Origin of the sequence: Paenibacillus humicola (assembly GCF_028826105.1) — a bacterium.
In the GTDB taxonomy this organism is placed as follows: domain Bacteria; phylum Bacillota; class Bacilli; order Paenibacillales; family Paenibacillaceae; genus Paenibacillus_Z; species Paenibacillus_Z humicola.
This window is the reverse complement of the sequence record NZ_JAQGPL010000001.1, coordinates 3,595,479-3,613,678: the sequence shown is the minus strand read 5'-3', so window position 1 is coordinate 3,613,678 and position 18,200 is coordinate 3,595,479. Positions and strand designations below refer to the sequence as shown.

Annotated in this window: 15 protein-coding genes; 9 read left to right on the top strand and 6 right to left on the bottom strand. The window is 59.1% G+C overall.

What is annotated here, in order from left to right; genetic code table 11:
- Positions 1-30: 30 nt before the first annotated feature.
- Positions 31-702, bottom strand: a complete 672-nt coding sequence (locus tag PD282_RS16725; protein WP_274651787.1) for a TetR/AcrR family transcriptional regulator — start codon at positions 700-702, stop codon at positions 31-33.
- Between the two features lie 247 nt (positions 703-949).
- Here PD282_RS16725 and PD282_RS16720 point away from each other — a divergent pair, with 247 nt between their 5' ends.
- On the top strand, positions 950-3,955 hold the full coding sequence (locus PD282_RS16720) for an efflux RND transporter permease subunit (RefSeq protein WP_274651786.1): 3,006 nt from the start codon (positions 950-952) through the stop codon (positions 3,953-3,955).
- A gap of 96 nt (positions 3,956-4,051) precedes the next feature.
- Here PD282_RS16720 and PD282_RS16715 read toward each other — a convergent pair whose 3' ends face one another.
- On the bottom strand, positions 4,052-4,708 hold the full coding sequence (locus PD282_RS16715; RefSeq protein WP_274651785.1) for a YktB family protein: 657 nt from the start codon (positions 4,706-4,708) through the stop codon (positions 4,052-4,054).
- Positions 4,709-4,961: 253 nt separating this feature from the next.
- On the opposite strand from PD282_RS16715, the gene PD282_RS16710 reads away from it, so the two are divergent.
- Together PD282_RS16710 and PD282_RS16705 are read left to right on the top strand one after the other, a co-directional pair.
- Positions 4,962-5,180 (top strand): hypothetical protein, encoded by a 219-nt coding sequence (locus tag PD282_RS16710; protein WP_274651784.1) that lies wholly within the window; start codon positions 4,962-4,964, stop codon positions 5,178-5,180.
- Positions 5,181-5,340: 160 nt separating this feature from the next.
- Positions 5,341-7,335, top strand: coding sequence for a stalk domain-containing protein (locus PD282_RS16705; RefSeq protein WP_274651783.1), 1,995 nt, complete (start codon positions 5,341-5,343; stop codon positions 7,333-7,335).
- A 104-nt stretch (positions 7,336-7,439) separates the two neighbouring features.
- On the opposite strand, the gene PD282_RS16700 is transcribed toward PD282_RS16705, so the two are convergent.
- Genes PD282_RS16700 through PD282_RS16690 form a run of 3 tightly spaced genes read right to left on the bottom strand, consistent with a single transcriptional unit; the run spans position 7,440 to position 10,535 of the window.
- Positions 7,440-8,519: a Gfo/Idh/MocA family protein gene (locus PD282_RS16700; RefSeq protein ID WP_274651782.1), complete on the bottom strand. Its 1,080-nt coding sequence runs from the start codon at positions 8,517-8,519 to the stop codon at positions 7,440-7,442.
- Positions 8,503-9,513, bottom strand: coding sequence for an AraC family transcriptional regulator (locus PD282_RS16695; protein ID WP_274651781.1), 1,011 nt, complete (start codon positions 9,511-9,513; stop codon positions 8,503-8,505). The genes PD282_RS16700 and PD282_RS16695 overlap by 17 nt, the downstream gene beginning before the upstream one ends.
- A gap of 32 nt (positions 9,514-9,545) precedes the next feature.
- Complete coding sequence (locus PD282_RS16690; RefSeq protein WP_274651780.1) at positions 9,546-10,535, bottom strand: Gfo/Idh/MocA family protein; 990 nt, start codon at positions 10,533-10,535, stop codon at positions 9,546-9,548.
- A gap of 280 nt (positions 10,536-10,815) precedes the next feature.
- On the opposite strand from PD282_RS16690, the gene yidD reads away from it, so the two are divergent.
- The 6 genes from yidD (at position 10,816) to PD282_RS16660 (ending at position 17,026) form a co-directional block, all read left to right on the top strand.
- Complete coding sequence (gene yidD, locus PD282_RS16685; protein WP_274651779.1) at positions 10,816-11,124, top strand: membrane protein insertion efficiency factor YidD; 309 nt, start codon at positions 10,816-10,818, stop codon at positions 11,122-11,124.
- A gap of 400 nt (positions 11,125-11,524) precedes the next feature.
- Positions 11,525-13,522 (top strand): methionine--tRNA ligase, encoded by a 1,998-nt coding sequence (metG, locus tag PD282_RS16680; RefSeq protein ID WP_274651778.1) that lies wholly within the window; start codon positions 11,525-11,527, stop codon positions 13,520-13,522.
- Positions 13,523-13,643: 121 nt separating this feature from the next.
- Complete coding sequence (locus PD282_RS16675; protein ID WP_274651777.1) at positions 13,644-14,597, top strand: metal ABC transporter solute-binding protein, Zn/Mn family; 954 nt, start codon at positions 13,644-13,646, stop codon at positions 14,595-14,597.
- A gap of 36 nt (positions 14,598-14,633) precedes the next feature.
- On the top strand, positions 14,634-15,461 hold the full coding sequence (locus tag PD282_RS16670; protein ID WP_274651776.1) for a metal ABC transporter ATP-binding protein: 828 nt from the start codon (positions 14,634-14,636) through the stop codon (positions 15,459-15,461).
- Positions 15,442-16,245 carry a metal ABC transporter permease gene (locus PD282_RS16665; RefSeq protein WP_274651775.1) on the top strand — a complete coding sequence of 268 codons (804 nt, stop codon included), beginning with the start codon at positions 15,442-15,444 and terminating at the stop codon, positions 16,243-16,245. The genes PD282_RS16670 and PD282_RS16665 overlap by 20 nt, the downstream gene beginning before the upstream one ends.
- Positions 16,246-16,312: 67 nt before the next feature.
- Complete coding sequence (locus PD282_RS16660) at positions 16,313-17,026, top strand: cytochrome c biogenesis CcdA family protein (RefSeq protein WP_274651774.1); 714 nt, start codon at positions 16,313-16,315, stop codon at positions 17,024-17,026.
- Here PD282_RS16660 and splB read toward each other — a convergent pair.
- Positions 17,023-18,087, bottom strand: coding sequence for a spore photoproduct lyase (gene splB / locus PD282_RS16655; RefSeq protein ID WP_274651773.1), 1,065 nt, complete (start codon positions 18,085-18,087; stop codon positions 17,023-17,025). The two genes, PD282_RS16660 and splB, sit on opposite strands and share 4 nt — an antisense overlap.
- Between the last annotated feature and the right edge of the window lie 113 nt (positions 18,088-18,200).

The window sequence follows — 18,200 nt, the reverse complement described above, 5'->3', positions numbered from 1 at the left end:
GGCAGAGGCACTCCGCCGGAAGCGAAGCGGTCAGTTAACCTTTGGGGCGCCGAGGCCGCGGACGATAAAGGCGATCGTCTCCTCGCGCTCCCGCTCGTCGTCCCAAACCGCTCCTTCGCGGCTGCCGTAAAAGGAGCGGATCATCATATACCCGAACAAGCTTGAGCCAATCAGCCGAATGATCGTTTCCGACGGCATGGCGGCAACTTTGCCTTCCGACTTCAGCCGCTCGATCACGCTCCGTAGCCGGTCCAGAACGCGGTTCATCACTTCGTTCTTGAAATGCTCCTGCAGCTCCGGATGAAACGAGATTTCCTGAGCGGCGATGCGGATAATGCGCTGATGCTTATCCAGAAACTCGATCCGGTTTGCGATGACCGCCCGCAAAAACTGTTCGAGGCTGTCGTACTCCTCGTCCAGCACCTTGTTCAAATCGCGCAGCACGAGCGGTGCGATCAGCTTCGTCAGGGTCGGGGCGACGATCGCCAGGAGCAGCTCCTTTTTTGTTTTATAGTGGCGGAAAATCGTCCCCTCCGCAACGCCGGCGCGCTGGGCGATTTCGCTCGTGGAAGAGGCGGCAAACCCTTTTTCTGCAAAAATCTCGATGGCGGCCTGGACGATCCGGGCCTGCTTCTCGGTCATTTTGCCGCCGTCCCCGTCCTTCAGCAGATCGGCCAGCCATTGTTCCTTCGTATCCTGCATGAACCTCACACCTTTTCTGCCGCAATCCGAATCCCTCAAGTTCGGTAAAATCATATCATACCGGCATCGTTTTGTTAATGGAGCGAAAAAGACCGGCATCGGTTCGCTTCGCCCGGGGAAGGAGCGGCGCCTCGGTCTCAGGTCGGGGCCCAAGACTGGTCTGCGGTCGATTTTGCGGACGCCCGCAATCAGGTAAGCTTGAGCAAGAAGTTTTTTAGTGAACATTCCGGGAGGGCTAGCAAAGAAAATGCACGCATTGACAAAATGGGCATTCAACAACAAAGCAGCGATGAAGATTGTCGTGCTGATCGCGCTGGTTATGGGAGCGGTAAGCTATTGGAAGCTTCCGATGGAGTTTCTGCCGGAGGCCGACAATCCGGCGATCACGATTGCCGCGATCGGACAAGGCTACGATGCGAAATCGATGGAAACCGAAGTGACCGCCAAGCTGGAAGAGGCGGTTCAGTTCGTCAAAGGAAAGACGGACATGCTGTCCACATCCGGCAACGGGTTTTCACAAATCAATCTGACGTTTGATTCCAAAACGGATATGAAGGAAGCCAAGGCTGAGGTCGAGCAGGCGGTCGATGCGGTGCAGCTTCCGCAGGGCGTAATGAAGCCGTTTGTCGTGCAATTTAATACGACCATGATCCCGATCGCCTGGGTGACGGTCGCTTTTGACGGCAGCATGACGGCGGCCGAACGCGACCGGGCGGAGAAGGACGTCGTGGACGCCTTCAAAAAGATCGACGGCGCCGGTCAGGTCACCCTGGGCGGCAAAGCGGCGCCGAGCGTGCAAATCGTGCCGGATGCGGTGAAGCTGGCCGCAAAGGGCGTCCCCGTACAAGCGCTGATGGGCGTGCTGCAGGGCCGGACGGCATCGTCCGCCGTCGGCGAGAAGACGATTGACGGCGCGTCGGGAAACATTAACGTGCTTGCAGCCGTGGACGATATCGAGACGCTGAAGAAGCTGCCGGTCGCCGCCGGCGTGGCGCTCGGCGACGTCGCCGACGTGAAGCTGGCAAGCAGCAGGGAAAGCCTGACGAGCCTGGACGGTAAGGATGTGCTTGTGCTGACGATCGCCAAATCGGCGACAGCCAATGCGGTCAGCGTCGGCAAGCAGGCAGGCGAGAAAGTGGACGAGATTAACAAAGACATGAAGGGCGTCGATGCCCGCGTATTGCTGAGCACGTCGGACATGGTGACCCATTCGGTCAGCTCTATGCTGCGCGAGGTGCTGATGGGCGCCTTGTTCGCTACAGTCGTCATTTTGATCTTCATGCGCAATTTTCGGGCTACGCTCGTGACGATCGTGTCCATCCCGCTGTCCCTTGGCATTACGCTTTATTTACTCGATATTTCGGGCGTCTCGCTGAACATCATCACGCTGGGCGGAGTGGCGGTCGCGGTCGGCCGGCTGGTCGACGACAGCATCGTCGTCATCGAGAATATTTACCGCAGGCTGCAGAAGGAGCCGTTCTCGATCCCGCTTGTGATCGACGCGACGAAGGAGGTCGCCGCAGCGATCACGTCGTCGACGCTCGTGACGGTCGCCGTCTTCCTGCCGATGGGGCTCTTGCGAGGCTCGCTTCAGAGCTTTCTGCTGCCGTTTGCGCTGACCGTTGCCTATTCGCTGCTCGCCTCGCTGCTTGTCGCGCTTACGGTCGTGCCGCTGCTCAGCGCGGTTCTTCTGCGCGGCACGAAGATGAAGGAGCACGAAGGCTCGCAGCGCTTCGCGAAATTTCTGGCGTGGAACCTGCGCTTCAAGTGGGTGCCTTTGCTCGCCGCCGTCCTGCTGCTTGCCGGCTCGGTTACCGCCTATGCGGCGATGCCGAAGGGGGCGCTCGATTCGTCCGATGCGTCGAACCTGAACGTGACGCTTCAATATCCGGGCGAAACGCCGCAGGATGACGTCATCGCGAACGGCCGGAAGCTGGAAGCGTGGCTGAACGGACGGAGCGACATCGACTGGGTGCTGATGCAGAACGGCAACAGCTCCGATAACGCCAAATACGGCGCGGTGTCTTCGCCGACGCTCGTGACCTATATGGTTGCCGTCAAGAAAGGCGCGGATGCCGAGAAGCTGATCGGCGACATCCGGGCGCAGCGCTCCGGTTATCCGGGCGCGGATTTGAACGCCGGCGCATCGAACATGATGTCCGGCTCCAGCTCGACGCAGGTTACGGTCGATGTGACCGGCAGCGACCCGAATCAAATCGCCAAAGGCGCGGATGAGGTAATTGCGGCGATCAAGCCGATCAAGGACGTGGTGAAGGTTCAGTCGAACCAGGAGGAGAAAAAGCCGGTCTACACCTTCGTGCTTGACCCCGTCAAATCGAAGGGGCAGGAGGTTGCGGCCCAGCTGCAGGCGCTGCTGAACCCGATTCCGGTCGGCTCCATTTCGGTCGACGGGCGCGATACCGCCGTCCTGCTGGAGCCGATGGCCGACCCGAAATCCGCGGCCGAGCTCGGCAGGTTGACGATCATGACCCCGCAGGGGCCGGCGCCGTTATCGACCGTGGCGAAGCTCGTAAAAACCGAACAACCGAGCGAGTTTTTTCATAAGGACGGCAAGCCGTATATCCGCGTAACGGCGGATGTGGAGCCGAGCCAGCTGTCGATCGCCGGCAAAAAGATCGAAGACGCCGTCAAGAAGCTTCAGGCGCCGGAAGGAACGGCGTTCTCCATCGGCGGCGCCTCGGCGCAGCAGGCGGGCGATTTTGCCGATCTGGGCGTCATCATGCTCGTCGCCATCGGCATCGTGTACCTGATTATGGTCATCACGTTCAAAACGATCCGCGCGCCGCTCGCCATCCTGTGCTCGCTTCCGCTCGCCGCCATCGGCGCGGTAGCCGGCCTGCTCGTCTCGGGCATAACGCCGGACTTTACGGCTGTCTTCGGCGCCTTGATGCTGATCGGGATCGTCGTGACGAACGCGATCGTGCTGATCGACCGCGTGAAACAGAACGAACGGCGCATGTCGATCCGCGAAGCGCTCATCGAAGCGTCCTCGACCCGGATGCGGCCGATCGTCATGACGGCCGTCGCCACGATTTGCGCCATGCTGCCGCTCGTCTTCGGCTCCACGGAAAGCGGAAGCATCGTCTCCCAAAGCCTCGCCATCGTTGTCATCGGCGGCCTGGCGGCGGCGACGCTGCTGACGCTCGTCATCGTGCCGTGCATCTACGAGCTGTTCTTCTTCCGCAAATCGAAGCGCCAGCGGGCTGGAGGCGCTGTCGATCAGGCGGCCTAAAGCAAAGCCTGGCGTGTGTAAGCAGGACGGGTTAAAAAGACGCCCGCCGGTCCCGGTTTTCCGGGTACGGCGGGCGTTGTCTCGTTGGCGGGCGGCTTACTTCGGCGAGGCTGCCATTTTATAGAGCGGCAGCACACGGCGGAACGTTTCCTCCGCCTTGGCGATGAGAGCCTCGCCGTCGCGCAGCAGCGGATCGTTGCGGTCCAAGCGGATGCCGCAAAGCGCCTCGGCGGCTTTCACCGTCCGCAGCCGCTCCAGCAGCAGGCGGACGCCGTCGCGTCCGAGCTCGGCCTGTGAGGTTCCTTCCGGCGACATATGGTCGCCCGACCAGATATACCCGGCTGGTATTTCGCTTAAAATGTCGTCCAGATGCCTCAGCGCAAGCTCGGCAAACCGTGCTTTATCCGGCGCCTCGTAGATAACGGCAAACTGGATGAACAGGTGCGAACCGAACAAGCCGAGCTGAAAATGGGGGTGCATCTTATAGCCCCTTTTGTTCGGCGCGAACGCCACCCACGTATCGTTCGGCGGATGGACCGTCCGTCTGGCGTGTTTGGCGACGTGCGGATACATCGTCTCGCCGCACAGGCCGGAGAGAAAGGGGGAGAAACGTTCGCCGAGCTCATGGAGCTTTGGACGGATGCGTTCGATGAGCAGCTCCATCCGCGCCTCCAGTCCGGGCACGGCGAATACGTCGAAGTCGTCCTCGTGAAAGCCGGTAAACCGGGCGGTTTGTCGTTCGATTGCTGGCATGCAGGTTCATTCCTTTCTGTATACACACGCCGTCTGCGTCTGGCAGGGCAGTGTGCCCGAATCCGGCGCGCTCATGCAGAAAGCATGACCCGAATCCGGCAGCGATTGTCCATATTATAGCACAAAGAACAGGCGGTAAGCAGGAACGGGACGCCGTCTTGTTGCAAATCGCGGGCGGTTCGGTTACAGTCGAATTTAGCCGAAACCGGCAATCCGCCGATATCCGAATGGGTTGAAAAAGGGGAGAAGCGTTTTGTGGCAGCAAATCTGGTTTGTCGTTAATTTCGTGTTTGTGGCTTTATTGATCGTATTTATGTTCGCCCACCGCGCAGTCATCACGGCCAGGCAGCAGGGCGATCCGCAGCGGCTGCTGCGGGCGTCCCGGACCCGGCTCGCGGTCGGCGTTCTGTGCGCCGCCGCCTTCGCGGCAATGGCCGCCAGCTTCCTGATCGCCATGCGCATGGGCCGATGACAGTTTTGTGACCGATCCCGCTTCGTCAGCAACTTTCCCTTTCGATTTGCGCAACTTTTCCAGCGGCATCCGCGTTTAATGATCTTGAGTTCGAACTTGCGAGGCGCCGGACGCGGCGGCGGGAGCTAAAAGAAAGTGTGCGTAATAAAGGAGACGGAGCATGAAATCATTGAAGTGGCTGTTGATGTTTTCGCTGCTGCTGGCCCCCTTCGCCGGGGGACATGTCAAAACGGCGTCGGCCGACGGAACGCCGACCGATACGCTCGTTTTGACCCTGCGCAGCAATGTGATCGTGCATAATGGGGTCGTTTGGAAGTCAACGCAGCCGTTGACCATTTACAACGGGACGGGATTTGTCGAATTCCGGGCCATTTCGGCGCGGTACGGCTATAAAGTATCGTACAATCCCGCGACGAAAGAATCGATCGCGACAAGCGGCGAGCACGAGCTGCGGTTCAAGCCGGGCAGCGCGATCGTGGAGATGGACGGAACGATGGTGAAGGCGTCGGGAGCGACGTATATTTTGAACGGCTCGCTGATGGTGCCTCTGCGTGCATGGTCCGAAATTACGGGAAGCAAGCTGACCATCGCCGGGACGAAAATGACGCTGACGTGGCAGCGGTACGTACAGCCGACCGCCGATTTCGAGGTGCAGCCCGCCGAAATCTTTGCCGGTCAAACGCAGGTGACGTATGTCGATCATTCGACGAACTCGACGGGGCAGCCGTTCGTAGCGGACATCTGGCAGGGCAATCTCAGCGTGTTCCCCGAGCCTGGGACGTATACGATTACGCGTCAGGTGGAAGACGTGAACGGCCAGTGGAGCCAGCCGTACTCGGTTACGATAGAGGTGAAAGCGCCGAACCAGCCGCCGGTGGCCGATTTTTCCACCGATAAGCCGTCGTACAGGATTGGCGAGCCGATCATGCTGAACGATTTGAGCACCGACGATCAGAACGCGATTGTCCGCCGTACGTGGACGGTGGACGGTAAAACTTACGATACGAATCCTCCGCAGCTTGTTTATTTCGAGCCGGGCGACAAAACGATTACGCTTCAGGTCGAAGACAGCCAGGGGCTGGTCGGTTCGGTGACGAAGACGGTCACGGTAACGAGCGAGGTGCTGTACACGCAGGACGAGTACAACAAGCTGTTCACGAAAGCGGGCGACAAATTCCCGATCGACGGCAGCTCCGTCCTGAATATGAAGGCACTGTCGTATAAGATTCAGTCCGACAACTCGCAAATGGTGCTCAGCGACAACCCCGAAGCGCTGGTCCGCGAAGGCATCATTTACGAAGCCCAGCTGACGGGCCAGGCACGATTCATGTTTTACAACATGAACAAAATGAGCTACCCGGTTAAAATGTACCTGGTTGCGACCAATAAAAACGGCACGACGGTCAATGTCAGCACGACCTCTTCCGGTCTGGGCGGTCCGGCCCCGTCCGTATACAATACCGGCAAAATGTCGACGCTGCGCTATTTGAGCTCCTATTTGACCCCTCCGGCGTCGAACGTGGTGTCGATCAAACCGGGACAGTCGAAAATCATTTATGACGATCTGCATCAAATCCCGATGAAGCCTGGCGACGTGCTGTCCGCTTATGCCGACATTTATTCCGACCAGGAAGTCGTTTACGACGTCGTCGTCGTGGCGGCCAACGAAGATCCGATTCAGGCGCTGCCGAACCTGTCCATCATGGAAAAGGATAATTTGCACGTGCGGGGGACGTTCAATAACGCAAACCGGCTCATCGAGATCGACGACACGCTCGGCACCGAGCCGGAGCTGATTAAGCTGGGCGATTCCAAAATCGATCAATATTTGACCGGCATCGATGAAACGACCGGCGAACTGCAGCTGAACTACGGCAATTTCGGCTGTATGTATACGCTGCGCATGCCGCATGTCGCCCCGCATACGCTGATCAGCTTGAACGCGCGCGGAGGTTATTATACCGGCGGCTTTATCGTGAACGGGCAGGTGGTGCCGGTGACCGAGAACAGCATTCTGAAGGACAACTCGGAAGCGGCCGTCCTGTACCGGACCGGCGATACGCAGGAATCGGTGGAAATCGCCTTCACGCTCGCCGCAGGCAGCAACCTCCCGATCGCGCTTCTGCTTTCGCCGCTGCCGGCAACGAAATATTAATGCGTACAGGCAAATCAAACGGGCAAGTCAAAAAGCCTTCTCTCCCGAAGCCAACATGCTGAGGGAGAGAAGGCTTTTGTTGTGCCCGATCGAGTGGAAGCTCCTTACGGCAGTTCGATCGAGACCTCGCGTTTCAGATCGGCCGAACGGAGCACGCCGTCGATGATGGCCTGCTGGATCACGATTTGATCGGCCGGAATCGGCGCCGGACGGCCCTCGCGCACCGCGTCCACGAAATCGCGCACCTTTTCGAAGAACAAGTCCTTCGAATGCTCGATAATCGGCACGGGCGTCGACGTCTGCTGACCCATAAAATCATGGTACAGCGTCAAATTGCCGACCTTGCCGTCCCAGACGCCCGACCAGTTGCCGGAGCCGAACGGATTAACCTTGAGTCCCGCGTCCGTCCCGAGGAACATCGTCGAGCCGAGCGAATCCATGTGCATCGCCCACGAGATTTTGAACTGCAGCACAAGGTCGCCTTCGAACCGGACCATGGCGACGCCGAAATCCTCGACCTCGAACTTTTCCGCTTCCTTGTGATACAGCGGATTCGTGCCGAAATAATTGGACGTGTAGGCCGAAACGGTCAGCGGCTTCGGGTAGCCCATCGCGTTCAGCGCCATATCGAGCGAATAGCAGCCGATATCGGCCATCGCGCCTGCGCCGGCCAGCTCCTTGCGGATGAACGTCCCGCCCGGCATGCCGCGGCGGCGTCCGCCGCCCGTCTCGACATAATAAACTTTTCCGAGCTTGCCGGACTGCACGATATCCTGAACCAGCTTCATGTTCGGGTCGTAGCGCGGCTGGAAACCGATCGTCAGCATGCGGCCCGTTTCGCGCGATACTTGAACCATGTCGAGCGCCTCGGCGAGCGTGACGGACATCGGCTTCTCCAGCAGCACCTGCTTGCCCGCCCGCATGGCGTCCACCGCGGTGGTGTGATGCGCGACGTTCGGCGTACAAATACTGACGCCGTCCAAATCCAGCTCAAGCAGTTTGCGGTGATCTTCGTACGCGGCCGCGCCTTCGAGACCGAGCGCCTCGATAAACTGCTGCGCCTTGCCCGGCACGACGTCCGCGACGGCGGCGACTTCGACGTCCGGCAGCTTTTTGTACTGGTTGATATGGGCGCGGGCGATGCCGCCGCTGCCGATAATGCCGATTTTAAGCGTTTTGCTCATGATTGTGTTCAGCTCCGTTTCCAATATGGGGATGAAGCCTGGGGCGAACCGATCCGTCCGCAAGCTGCTTTTCCTTAAACTGCTTCGGTGTCATATGGAACCGCTTCTTGAAGACGTAATACAAGTAATTGCTGCTGGCAAAGCCGTGCTCGACGGCAATTTGCTCAAACGAGCTCCGGCCTTCCACGATGGCGGCGCATACCTGGCTGAGCCGGTAATTTTCGAGATAGGCGCTGAACGATTCCGCGCCGCGTTCCCGGAAAATGCGCTGAAGCTGCCTCCCGCTGATCGGGATGCGCTCGGCCACCTCCTGCAGCGTAATCGGCAGCGAATAATTGTCGTGAATAAACTGGGTGGCGATGTTGAAGCGATGCTCGTTCATGTTGCGGGCCGGCGGCTCGAACGTCGCCTGCGGCACCGAGCACATTCTGCCCGACCGCAGCAAAATCTGGATGATCGACTGCTTGATCGTCGAGAACGCGCCCGGCTGCTCTTCCCTCAAGGCACGGTACGCGGTCAGAAACCACGACATCGCGTTGTATTGATCGGCAAGCGGACGCTGCGGCAGCGCATCGAGCGAGCGGACGCACATCTCGGCTTCGAGCCGCTCCCATTTCTCGCCCCACGCTTCCGCATCCGGCTCCCCGCCGGCTTCGCCCAGCTTGACGATATCAACATGCAGGCACAGCTCATCCATCGCTTCGCGGGCGTCCGCTTCCTGCTGGTGGATGACACCCGGACCGGTCAAATAAAACAGCCCTTCGTGCAGCGAGTGCTTCGTTTCGCCCAGGATGACGGTCCCTTTGCCCCGGGGAATAAAATGAAACTCGTATTCCGAATGCTTGTGAAAGCGAATCATTTTGCCCGGCGTGAACGTTGTGAGGTGGCAGCGGAGCACCCGGAAGCCGTAGCCGCCCCAGCGAAAGCTGATCTCCAGCCGGTCGATGGCGTCCATCTTGTCGACCATCAAAGCATATGCAAACGGTTTAGCCATGCAGCCGCTCCGCTCCTTTCACTTGGATAAAATCAGCCCTGCAGCTCGCTGAGCGAGACGGTGCGTTTCTCGGCGGCCGACAGATTAGATGCTTCCATCAGCTTTGTCAAATCGGTTGCCAGCGCGATGTTCTCGTCGGCGGTCGTGCCGTTCAAAACATGGCCGACCCATTGCTCGAACGCGGATTCGCGGTTAGCCGGGATATCCACCGTTACCCATTCCTTGGCGTCCAGCTTGTTGCTGCGCACGCGGATCACCGCGTCCGGCAGGCCGTACAGCAGCGTCCCTTCGGTGCCGTGAATTTCAACGCAGAACGGCGAGTGGCTGTTGACGAAGCCCGCTTCGACGATGCCGATCGCCTTGCCGTAATGCAGCAGGACGGCCGCATTGTCTTCGACGTCCTTGCCGGTCACGTAGCCGTACGATGCGCTGACGGACTGCGGCAGGCCGAGGAACAGGCGGGTCAAATACATCGGGTGGCAGCCGAGGTCGATCAGCGCACCGCCGCCGCACTGCTCCTGGTTGAAGAAATGGGACGGCAGCCAGCCGGCCGTCGCGCCGTTATGGGACAGGCGGACGCGCGCCTGCGTCAGTTCTCCAAGCAGCCCCTTGGCGAGGACTTCCTGAGCGGCCAGTGTATAGCCGTCGTTCAGACGCGGCAAGGAGACGGTCAGCTTCACGCCGGCTTCACGGATGGCGCTTAAAATTTCGTTCACTTCGCGCAGCGTGGGCGCCACGACCTTCTCCGTAAAGATATGTTTTCCGGCGCGGGCCGCTTTCACCATCACGTCGCGGTGAAGATTGGTCGGCGTATCGACGATAACGGCGTCGATGTCCGCGCGGGCGAGCAGCTCATCCAAATCGGCAACGAACGGAACGCCGAGCTTGCCGGCGTTTTCCCGGCCGCGGTCTTCCAGCTCGTCCCAGACGGCGACGATTTCGGTATTCGGATTTGCTTGGGCCTGCTTCGTGTAGTCCCAGGCGTGGACGTGCCAATAGCTGAGCATTGCAACGCGGATCATTGAGGTTCCTCCTAATGTTTTCGTAAAATTATACTCTAATTATGCGACACAACGATAAGGTAACACAAATGAAAACGGTCTATAATCCGTTTAAATGACAAATAAGCTTCAAATTTACGACACATGTACCGCCGGGCTTCGGGAGGATGCGGCTGCCGTTGACGCAATCGTGATTTTCGGTCATGATGGGGTTGCAGGCAGCCGGACAGCTGAAAATCGGCATCGGCTTTTCTTAACGGGTTTTCATTGACGCGGAGCGAAGGGAAGGGAGGGCGGCCAAATGAAGCTGCGAAGGGCTGCGCAGGCGCCGATCCGTTTTTACCGCCGGTTCATTTCCCCGCTGAAGCCCCCGACGTGCCGGTTCTATCCGACCTGCTCGGAATACGCCCTTCAGGCGATCGAAAAGCACGGCCCGCTGAAGGGCGGATGGCTCGCCGCCCGGCGCATCGCCCGCTGCCATCCGTTTCATCCCGGGGGGATCGATCACGTGCCCCCGACGAAGGCGGAACGGGCCGCCGCGGCCCGGGCCGGCGGGGCGGGCGACGGCGCTTCCGGCAAGCTTGACAGCGCAGGCGGCGATTCGGTATAGTGTGAACAAAGGAAAGACATTCGTTTCCATAATGCAATTCGATGAACGGATAAGTACGGATCCGTTGCCCTTTCCAGAGAGCCGGGGAAGCTGAGAACCGGCAAGGCGCAGCCTCCCGAAGATGGTCCCGGAGAATCCGCTTTCGAACCGCCGGCCGGCTTCTGCGGCCGCAGGCAAGGGAGCGGCGCAAGGCCCCGTTAAAGGCCGCAAACGTTCCGCCCGGCAGGGAGCGGAACGCATGAAGCTTCTGCGGCCTTGGCAAGGCGCCCGCCGCCGAAGGAAATTGGGTGGTACCGCGTAAGCGCTGAGCTTTCGTCCCATAGTGGATGGAAGCTCTTTTTGCGTTTTATCGGTGTGCAATGACGAACTTGAACTCAAAATCAGGAGGTCCGAAGCGACAATGAGCGAAACGAACAAATCGTTCTATATTACAACGCCGATCTATTATCCGAGCGACAAGCTCCATATCGGCCACGCGTATACGACGGTGGCGGGCGACGCGATGGCGCGCTACAAAAGGCTTCGCGGATACGACGTCTGGTATTTGACCGGCACGGACGAGCACGGGCAGAAAATCGAACGGAAGGCCGCCGAGAAAGGACAGTCGCCGCAGCAGTTTGTCGACGGCATCGTGGCGATGATCAAGGAGCTGTGGCGCAAGCTCGACATTACGAACGACGATTTCATCCGCACGACGGAAGAGCGCCATAAGAAGGTCGTCGTCGACATCTTCGACCGGCTGCTTCAGCAGGGGGATATTTATAAAGGAACGTACGAAGGCTGGTACTGTACGCCGTGCGAATCGTTCTTCCTCGAGCGCCAGCTCGTCGGCGGCAATTGCCCGGACTGCGGTCGTCCGGTCGAGCTCGTGAAAGAGGAGAGCTATTTCTTCAAAATGAGCAAATACGCCGACCGCCTGCTGGAGTACTATGAAGAAAATCCGGAATTCATCCAGCCGGAATCGCGCAAGAACGAAATGATCAACAACTTCATCAAGCCGGGGCTCGAGGACCTGGCGGTGTCCCGGACGACCTTCGAATGGGGCATCAAGGTGAAAGGAGATCCGAAGCACGTCGTGTACGTCTGGATCGACGCCTTGACGAACTACATTACCGCGCTCGGCTACGGCACGGAAGACGACGCCAAATTCAAGCAGTTCTGGCCGGCGGACGTCCATCTGGTCGGCAAGGAAATCGTCCGGTTCCATACGATTTATTGGCCGATCATGCTGATGGCGATGGGCCTACCGCTGCCGAGGAAGGTTTTCGCGCACGGCTGGTGGCTGACGAAGGAAGGCAAAATGTCGAAATCGAAGGGCACCGTCATCGATCCGGTGAAGCTGATCGAGCGTTACGGCCTTGACGCGCTCCGCTACTTCCTGCTGCGCGAGGTGCCGTTCGGCTCGGACGGCACGTTTACGCCGGAAGGCTTCGTCGAGCGGGTCAATTTCGACCTGGCCAACGACCTCGGCAACCTGCTGAACCGGACGATCGCCATGATCGGCAAATATTTCGGCGGCGAGATTCCGGCTTATGCCGGCGCCGTCACGCCGTTCGACGCCGCACTGTCGGAGCTTGCCGCCGGCACGGCCGCACAGGTGGAAGCGGCGATGGAGAAGATGGAATTTTCCGTCGCGCTGGCGTCGCTGTGGCAGCTGGTCAGCCGGACGAACAAATATATCGACGAGACGCAGCCGTGGGCGCTTGCGAAGGACGAGTCGAAGCGGGAGGAGCTGGCCTCGGTCATGTTCCATCTGGCCGAGTCGCTGCGCATCATTTCCGTTCTGCTGCAGCCTTTCATGACGAGTACGCCGGCCGCGATCCGGAGCCAGCTCGGAATCCAGGAAGGCGCGCTCGCCGAATGGGAGAGCGCCAAATCGTTCGGGCAGCTGCCGGGAGGCACGAAGGTGCGCAAGGCGCAGCCGATTTTCCCCCGCCTCGACGCGGCGGAGGAGACGGCCTTTATTATCGCCTCGATGACCGGCGGATCCGCCCCTGCGGAGGAAACGCAGTCAGCGGAGTCCGCGGCCGAAACGAAGCGGGAGCCGGAAACGGCGGAAACGCCCGAAGCGAAGCCGGAGATTACGATCGACGAGTTCGCCAAGATCGAGCTGCGCGTCGCGACGGTCCTCTCGGCCGAGCCGGTCAAGAACGCCGACAAGCTGCTGAAGCTGCAGCTGGATCTCGGGTACGAGCAGCGGCAGGTCGTATCGGGTATCGCCAAATTTTATACGCCGGAGCAGATGGCCGGACGCAAAGTCATTTGCGTCGTCAACCTGAAGCCGGTCAAGCTGCGCGGCGAGCTGTCGCAGGGTATGATTTTGGCCGCATCGCACGGAGACAAGCTGATGCTGGCGACCGTCCCGGACGGCATGCCGAACGGTGCAATCGTGAAATAATGATGAACGTACGCCGCCGTCCCGCAGGGGACGGCGGTTTTGACATTGACATGCCCCGCGGCGCAATTCTATAATTATCAATTGTAATGGTTACGATTAGTATACAGGGGAGCAAACGAAGATGCCGATTCGACATCGACCGGTTAGTGCCCGTCGCTGCACGCCGGCTGCATGGCTGCTCGCGGCGCTTCTGCTGACGGCGTTTGCGCTTTCCGGCTGTGCCGGCGCCGAAGGCAGCCGGCTCGAGAAGGGAAAGACGAACGTCGTAACGAGCTTTTATCCGCTTTATTTTCTGGCCAAAGAAATCGGCGGCAAAAACGTCAACGCGATCAATTTGATTCCCGCCGGGGTCGAGCCGCACGATTGGAGTCCGAAAAGCCGCGATCTCGATACGGCCTCCAAAGCGCAGCTGTTCCTCTATAACGGGGCCGGGCTGGAAGGCTGGGTGAACGATTTTCTGCAGGGCCTTCCCGGCGATTCCAAGCTGGTTACGCTCGAGGCAAGCAAAGGAATCAAGCTTATTGCCGGCAATCCCGACGGCGGAGGAAGCGCCGGAACCGATCCGCATACGTGGGTGAGCCCGAAATCGATGATCGTGATGGCCGGCACCGTGCTTTCCGCGCTGCAGCAGGTCGATCCGCCGCACAAAGCGGATTACGAAGGCAATTACGACAAGCTGAAGGCGAAGCTCGACGCGCTCGATGAGGAATATACAAATAAGCTGTCTGCCGTTCCGCACCGGAATATCGTCGTTTCTCACCAGGCGTTCGGTTATTTGGCACGCGATTACGGCCTGCATCAAGTGTCGATCATGGGGCTGTCCCCCGATGCCGAGCCGAAAGCGCAGGATCTGCTGCATATCGCCAAATTCGTGAAGGATCAAGGCGTCAAATACATTTTCTTTGAATCGCTTGTTTCCGATGAGCTGGCGAAAACGCTGGCGGGCGAAACGGGGGCCGGCACGCTCGTGCTTAATCCGCTCGAAGGGCTGACGCCCGAGCAGGAGAAAAACGGCGACGATTATTTTTCGATTATGAAAGCGAATTTGCAAAATTTGCTGAAGGCATTACAATAATAGGACTACGGACGCATCAAGCGGGAGGTGAAGCGGATGCTGGCACGGCAGTTAAAGCCGGAAAAAGAACTCGTTTGCCATCCATCCATTGTCGAGCTGTCGGATATTTCGTTCTCGTACCAGCAGAAGCCGGTGTTAAACGGAATCGACTTCGCGGTACAGGAGCGCGATTTCGTCGGCCTCATCGGCGCGAACGGCGCCGGCAAAACGACGCTGCTCCGCATCATCGTCGGACTGCTGAAGCCGGACCGCGGAACGGTCAAGCTGTTCGGAGAGCCGATCGAACGGTTCCGCGGTTGGAACCGGATCGGCTATGTCCCGCAAAAGAACAGCTTCAATCCGCTTTTTCCCGCAACGGTAAGGGAGGTCGTGCTTTCCGGCTTATACAGCAGAAACAAGCTGTTCCGGAGCATATCAAAGGCCGATCAAGCCAAATGCGACGAGGCGCTGCACGTCATGAACATCGAGGATTTGGCCGGCAAGCGGATCGGGCAGCTGTCCGGCGGCCAGCAGCAGCGGGCGTTTCTGGCGCGGGCGCTGATCAGCAATCCCGCGCTGCTTATCCTGGACGAGCCGACGGTCGGCATCGATTCCGAGACGCAGGAAGGATTTTTTCATTTGATCAAGCATATGCATCAGCATCACCATATCACGTTCCTGATGGTATCCCACGATATGGACATGATTCGTACCTATCTGGGCCAGGAACCGTTGAAGGAATGCGGCAAGCTGAAGTTTTACGTCCGCCATTCCCACGATTTGGAGGATTGCGGAGAGACGAATTTGACGCACAGCCTGCGCGAGCTTCGTCATTCGCTCGAGAACGGGAAAGTAGGCGCTCAGCTTGGATATCGTAACGAGTGAATTTTTTCAGCGGGCGCTGCTCGGCGGCATCCTGATCGGCATAACGGCCCCGCTGATGGGGCTGTTCCTGGTGCTGCGCCGCCTGTCGATGATCGGCGATACGCTGGCGCACGTTTCGATTGCCGGCGTCGCGCTCGGTTTTCTCATCGGCGTCTATCCGATCGGCGCCGGCCTTATATTCGCGCTGGCGGCCACGTTTGCGATCGAGAAGCTGCGCAAGACGTATAAGTCGTACGCGGAGCTGTCGATCGCCATCATTATGTCCGGCGGCGTCGCGCTCGCTTCGCTGCTTTTCTCGATGGGCAGAGGCTTTAATGTCAGCGTCAGCGGCTATTTGTTCGGAAGCATCTATACGCTCGACAATGTCGATCTTCTGCTGATCGCGATCGTCACGGCGCTTGTGCTGATCGCGGTGCGGCTGCACGCCAAGGAGCTGTTCCTGCTGACCTTCGACGAGGATGCGGCGGCGGTCGGCGGCCTGCCGACCCGCTATTTCAATTTCATGATCAGCGTGCTGACCGCCCTCGTCATCAGCGTCGCGATTAAAATCGTCGGCGCGCTGCTTGTGTCCGCGCTGCTGACGATTCCGGCGGCGTGCAGTCTCGTGGCGGCCCGAAGCTTCCGGCAGTCGATCGTCACCGTGATCGGCATCGCCGAGCTTGCCGTCATCGGCGGCCTGCTGATCGCCGGCGTATGGAATCTCGCTCCCGGAGGCACGATCGTCCTGCTGCTCATTGCCGCGCTGCTCATTCTGCTTACGTTCCGCCGCAGGTTCAGCACGTGATGGCTGCTCCCGGCCGCTGCTATAGGCGGCCGGCCTCATTTTCCGATAGAAACGAGGTTTATCGCCAATGTCCGATGTCACGGTGTGGGCAGCGTTCGGCGCCGGCATCGCATCCTTCATTTCGCCGTGCTGCTTGCCGCTGTATCCGTCCTATTTGTCCTACATCACCGGCATTTCCGTCACCGATTTGAAAAGCGATCGTCCCGGGAAGGAAGTCCGGCTGCGGACGATGACGCATACGCTGTTTTTTATTATCGGCTTCTCGGTCGTCTACTACACGTTGGGCTACAGCACCAACAAATTCGCCGAGCTGTTCTCGGATTACCAGGCGGTCATCCGCCAAATTTCGGCCGTCCTGATCATCCTGATGGGGCTGATTCTGGTCGGCGTCTTTCAGCCGCGGGTGCTTATGAAGGAACGGAAAATGGATCTGCGCATGAAACGTTCGGGCTACCTCGCTTCGTTCGTGTTCGGCATCGGCTTCTCGGCGGGCTGGTCTCCGTGCACGGGGCCGATTTTGGCGGCGATTTTGATGATGGCGGCTTCGCAGCCCGGCACCTGGTTCGAGCTGACGACCGCATACGCGCTCGGCTTTGCGATTCCGTTTTTCGTGCTCGCCTTTTTCATCGGCTCGACGCGCTGGATCGTCCGCTATTCCGGCATCATGATGAAAGTCGGCGGTTCGGTCATGCTGCTTATGGGCTTTCTGCTGTTTACGGACCAAATGACCAAAATTACGATCTGGCTCAACTCGCTGACGCCGGAATGGCTGAAATTTTAAGTGAAATATTCGATATTGGCATCGGGAAAATGCTCGAAAATGCGTTCGCTGATAAAGAGCCGCAGCGCTTCGGCCTGCTCGTCCGGATAGACATATTTGCCCTGTCCCCAGCGTCCCCATTTATATTTGCGCTTCGCGATGTCCATTTCCAGCTTCGTCTTCGGATAACGCTTCTCGATAACGTTTTTGGCCGTTTTCGTAAACCGGTGCTGAATCAGCTCGAAAGTTAAACCCGGCAGAGCCTCCTCGGGCAGCGCCTGCGCCAGCGATGCCAGCAGCTCCGCATACCCTTCCTGCCAGCCGTCGTGCCAAATGATCGGCGCAATAATGAAACCGAGCGGATAACCGGCCCGAGCCACCTTGGCGGCCGCCTCGATCCGATCCTCGAAGCGGGAGGTGGACGGCTCGAAATGGTTGATGACATACTTGTCGTTGACGCTGAACCGGATGCGCGTATGGCCGTTATGCCGGGCGTCGAGCAGCGAGTCGACGGTATGGAACTTGGTAACGAAGCGAAGCCGTCCCAATGGCTGGTCGGCCATGAACTCGATCAGCTCGCGCAGGCTGCCCGTAATCGGCTCCAGCCCGACCGGGTCGGAGGTGCAGGCCGCTTCGAAGCGGGTAATTTCCGGCGCGCGCTCGTCGATATAGCCTTTGGCAGCTTTAAGTATGTCGTCCGTATTGACATAGACGCGGATATACGGCTTTGCGCCGAGCGTCGTCTGCAGGTAGCAGTAGTGACAGTGTCCCATGCAGCCCGTCGCGATCGGGATGGCGTATTCGGCGGAGGGCTTCGATGTATCGAACGTGAGCGTTTTGCGAATGCCGACCACCAATGTGCGCTTGGCGATTTTATATTGCTCGGTTTCGGTTTCGCCGGGCAGGTTCGTAATTCGGTTGTGCGAGGTCGTCATCCGGTAGGGGATGCCGCTGTCCCGGACCCAGTCCATGATGCGCCGCCCCTTCGGATAATCGAGCGCCGCGGGCTCGAAATAAACCAGCTCCGGAACGAAAGAGGTCGTTCGGGACGGTTTGGACCGCCCGGCTGCGATTGTCGACACTGTCGTTTCCTCCGATCGTCGGATTGATGGATCTATTTTTCCCGTCCGGCCGGGGGACAAACATGGAAAGTTTCAAGTGTCCGGGTTGCGGCAAGCTGACGGGCAGTGTATCA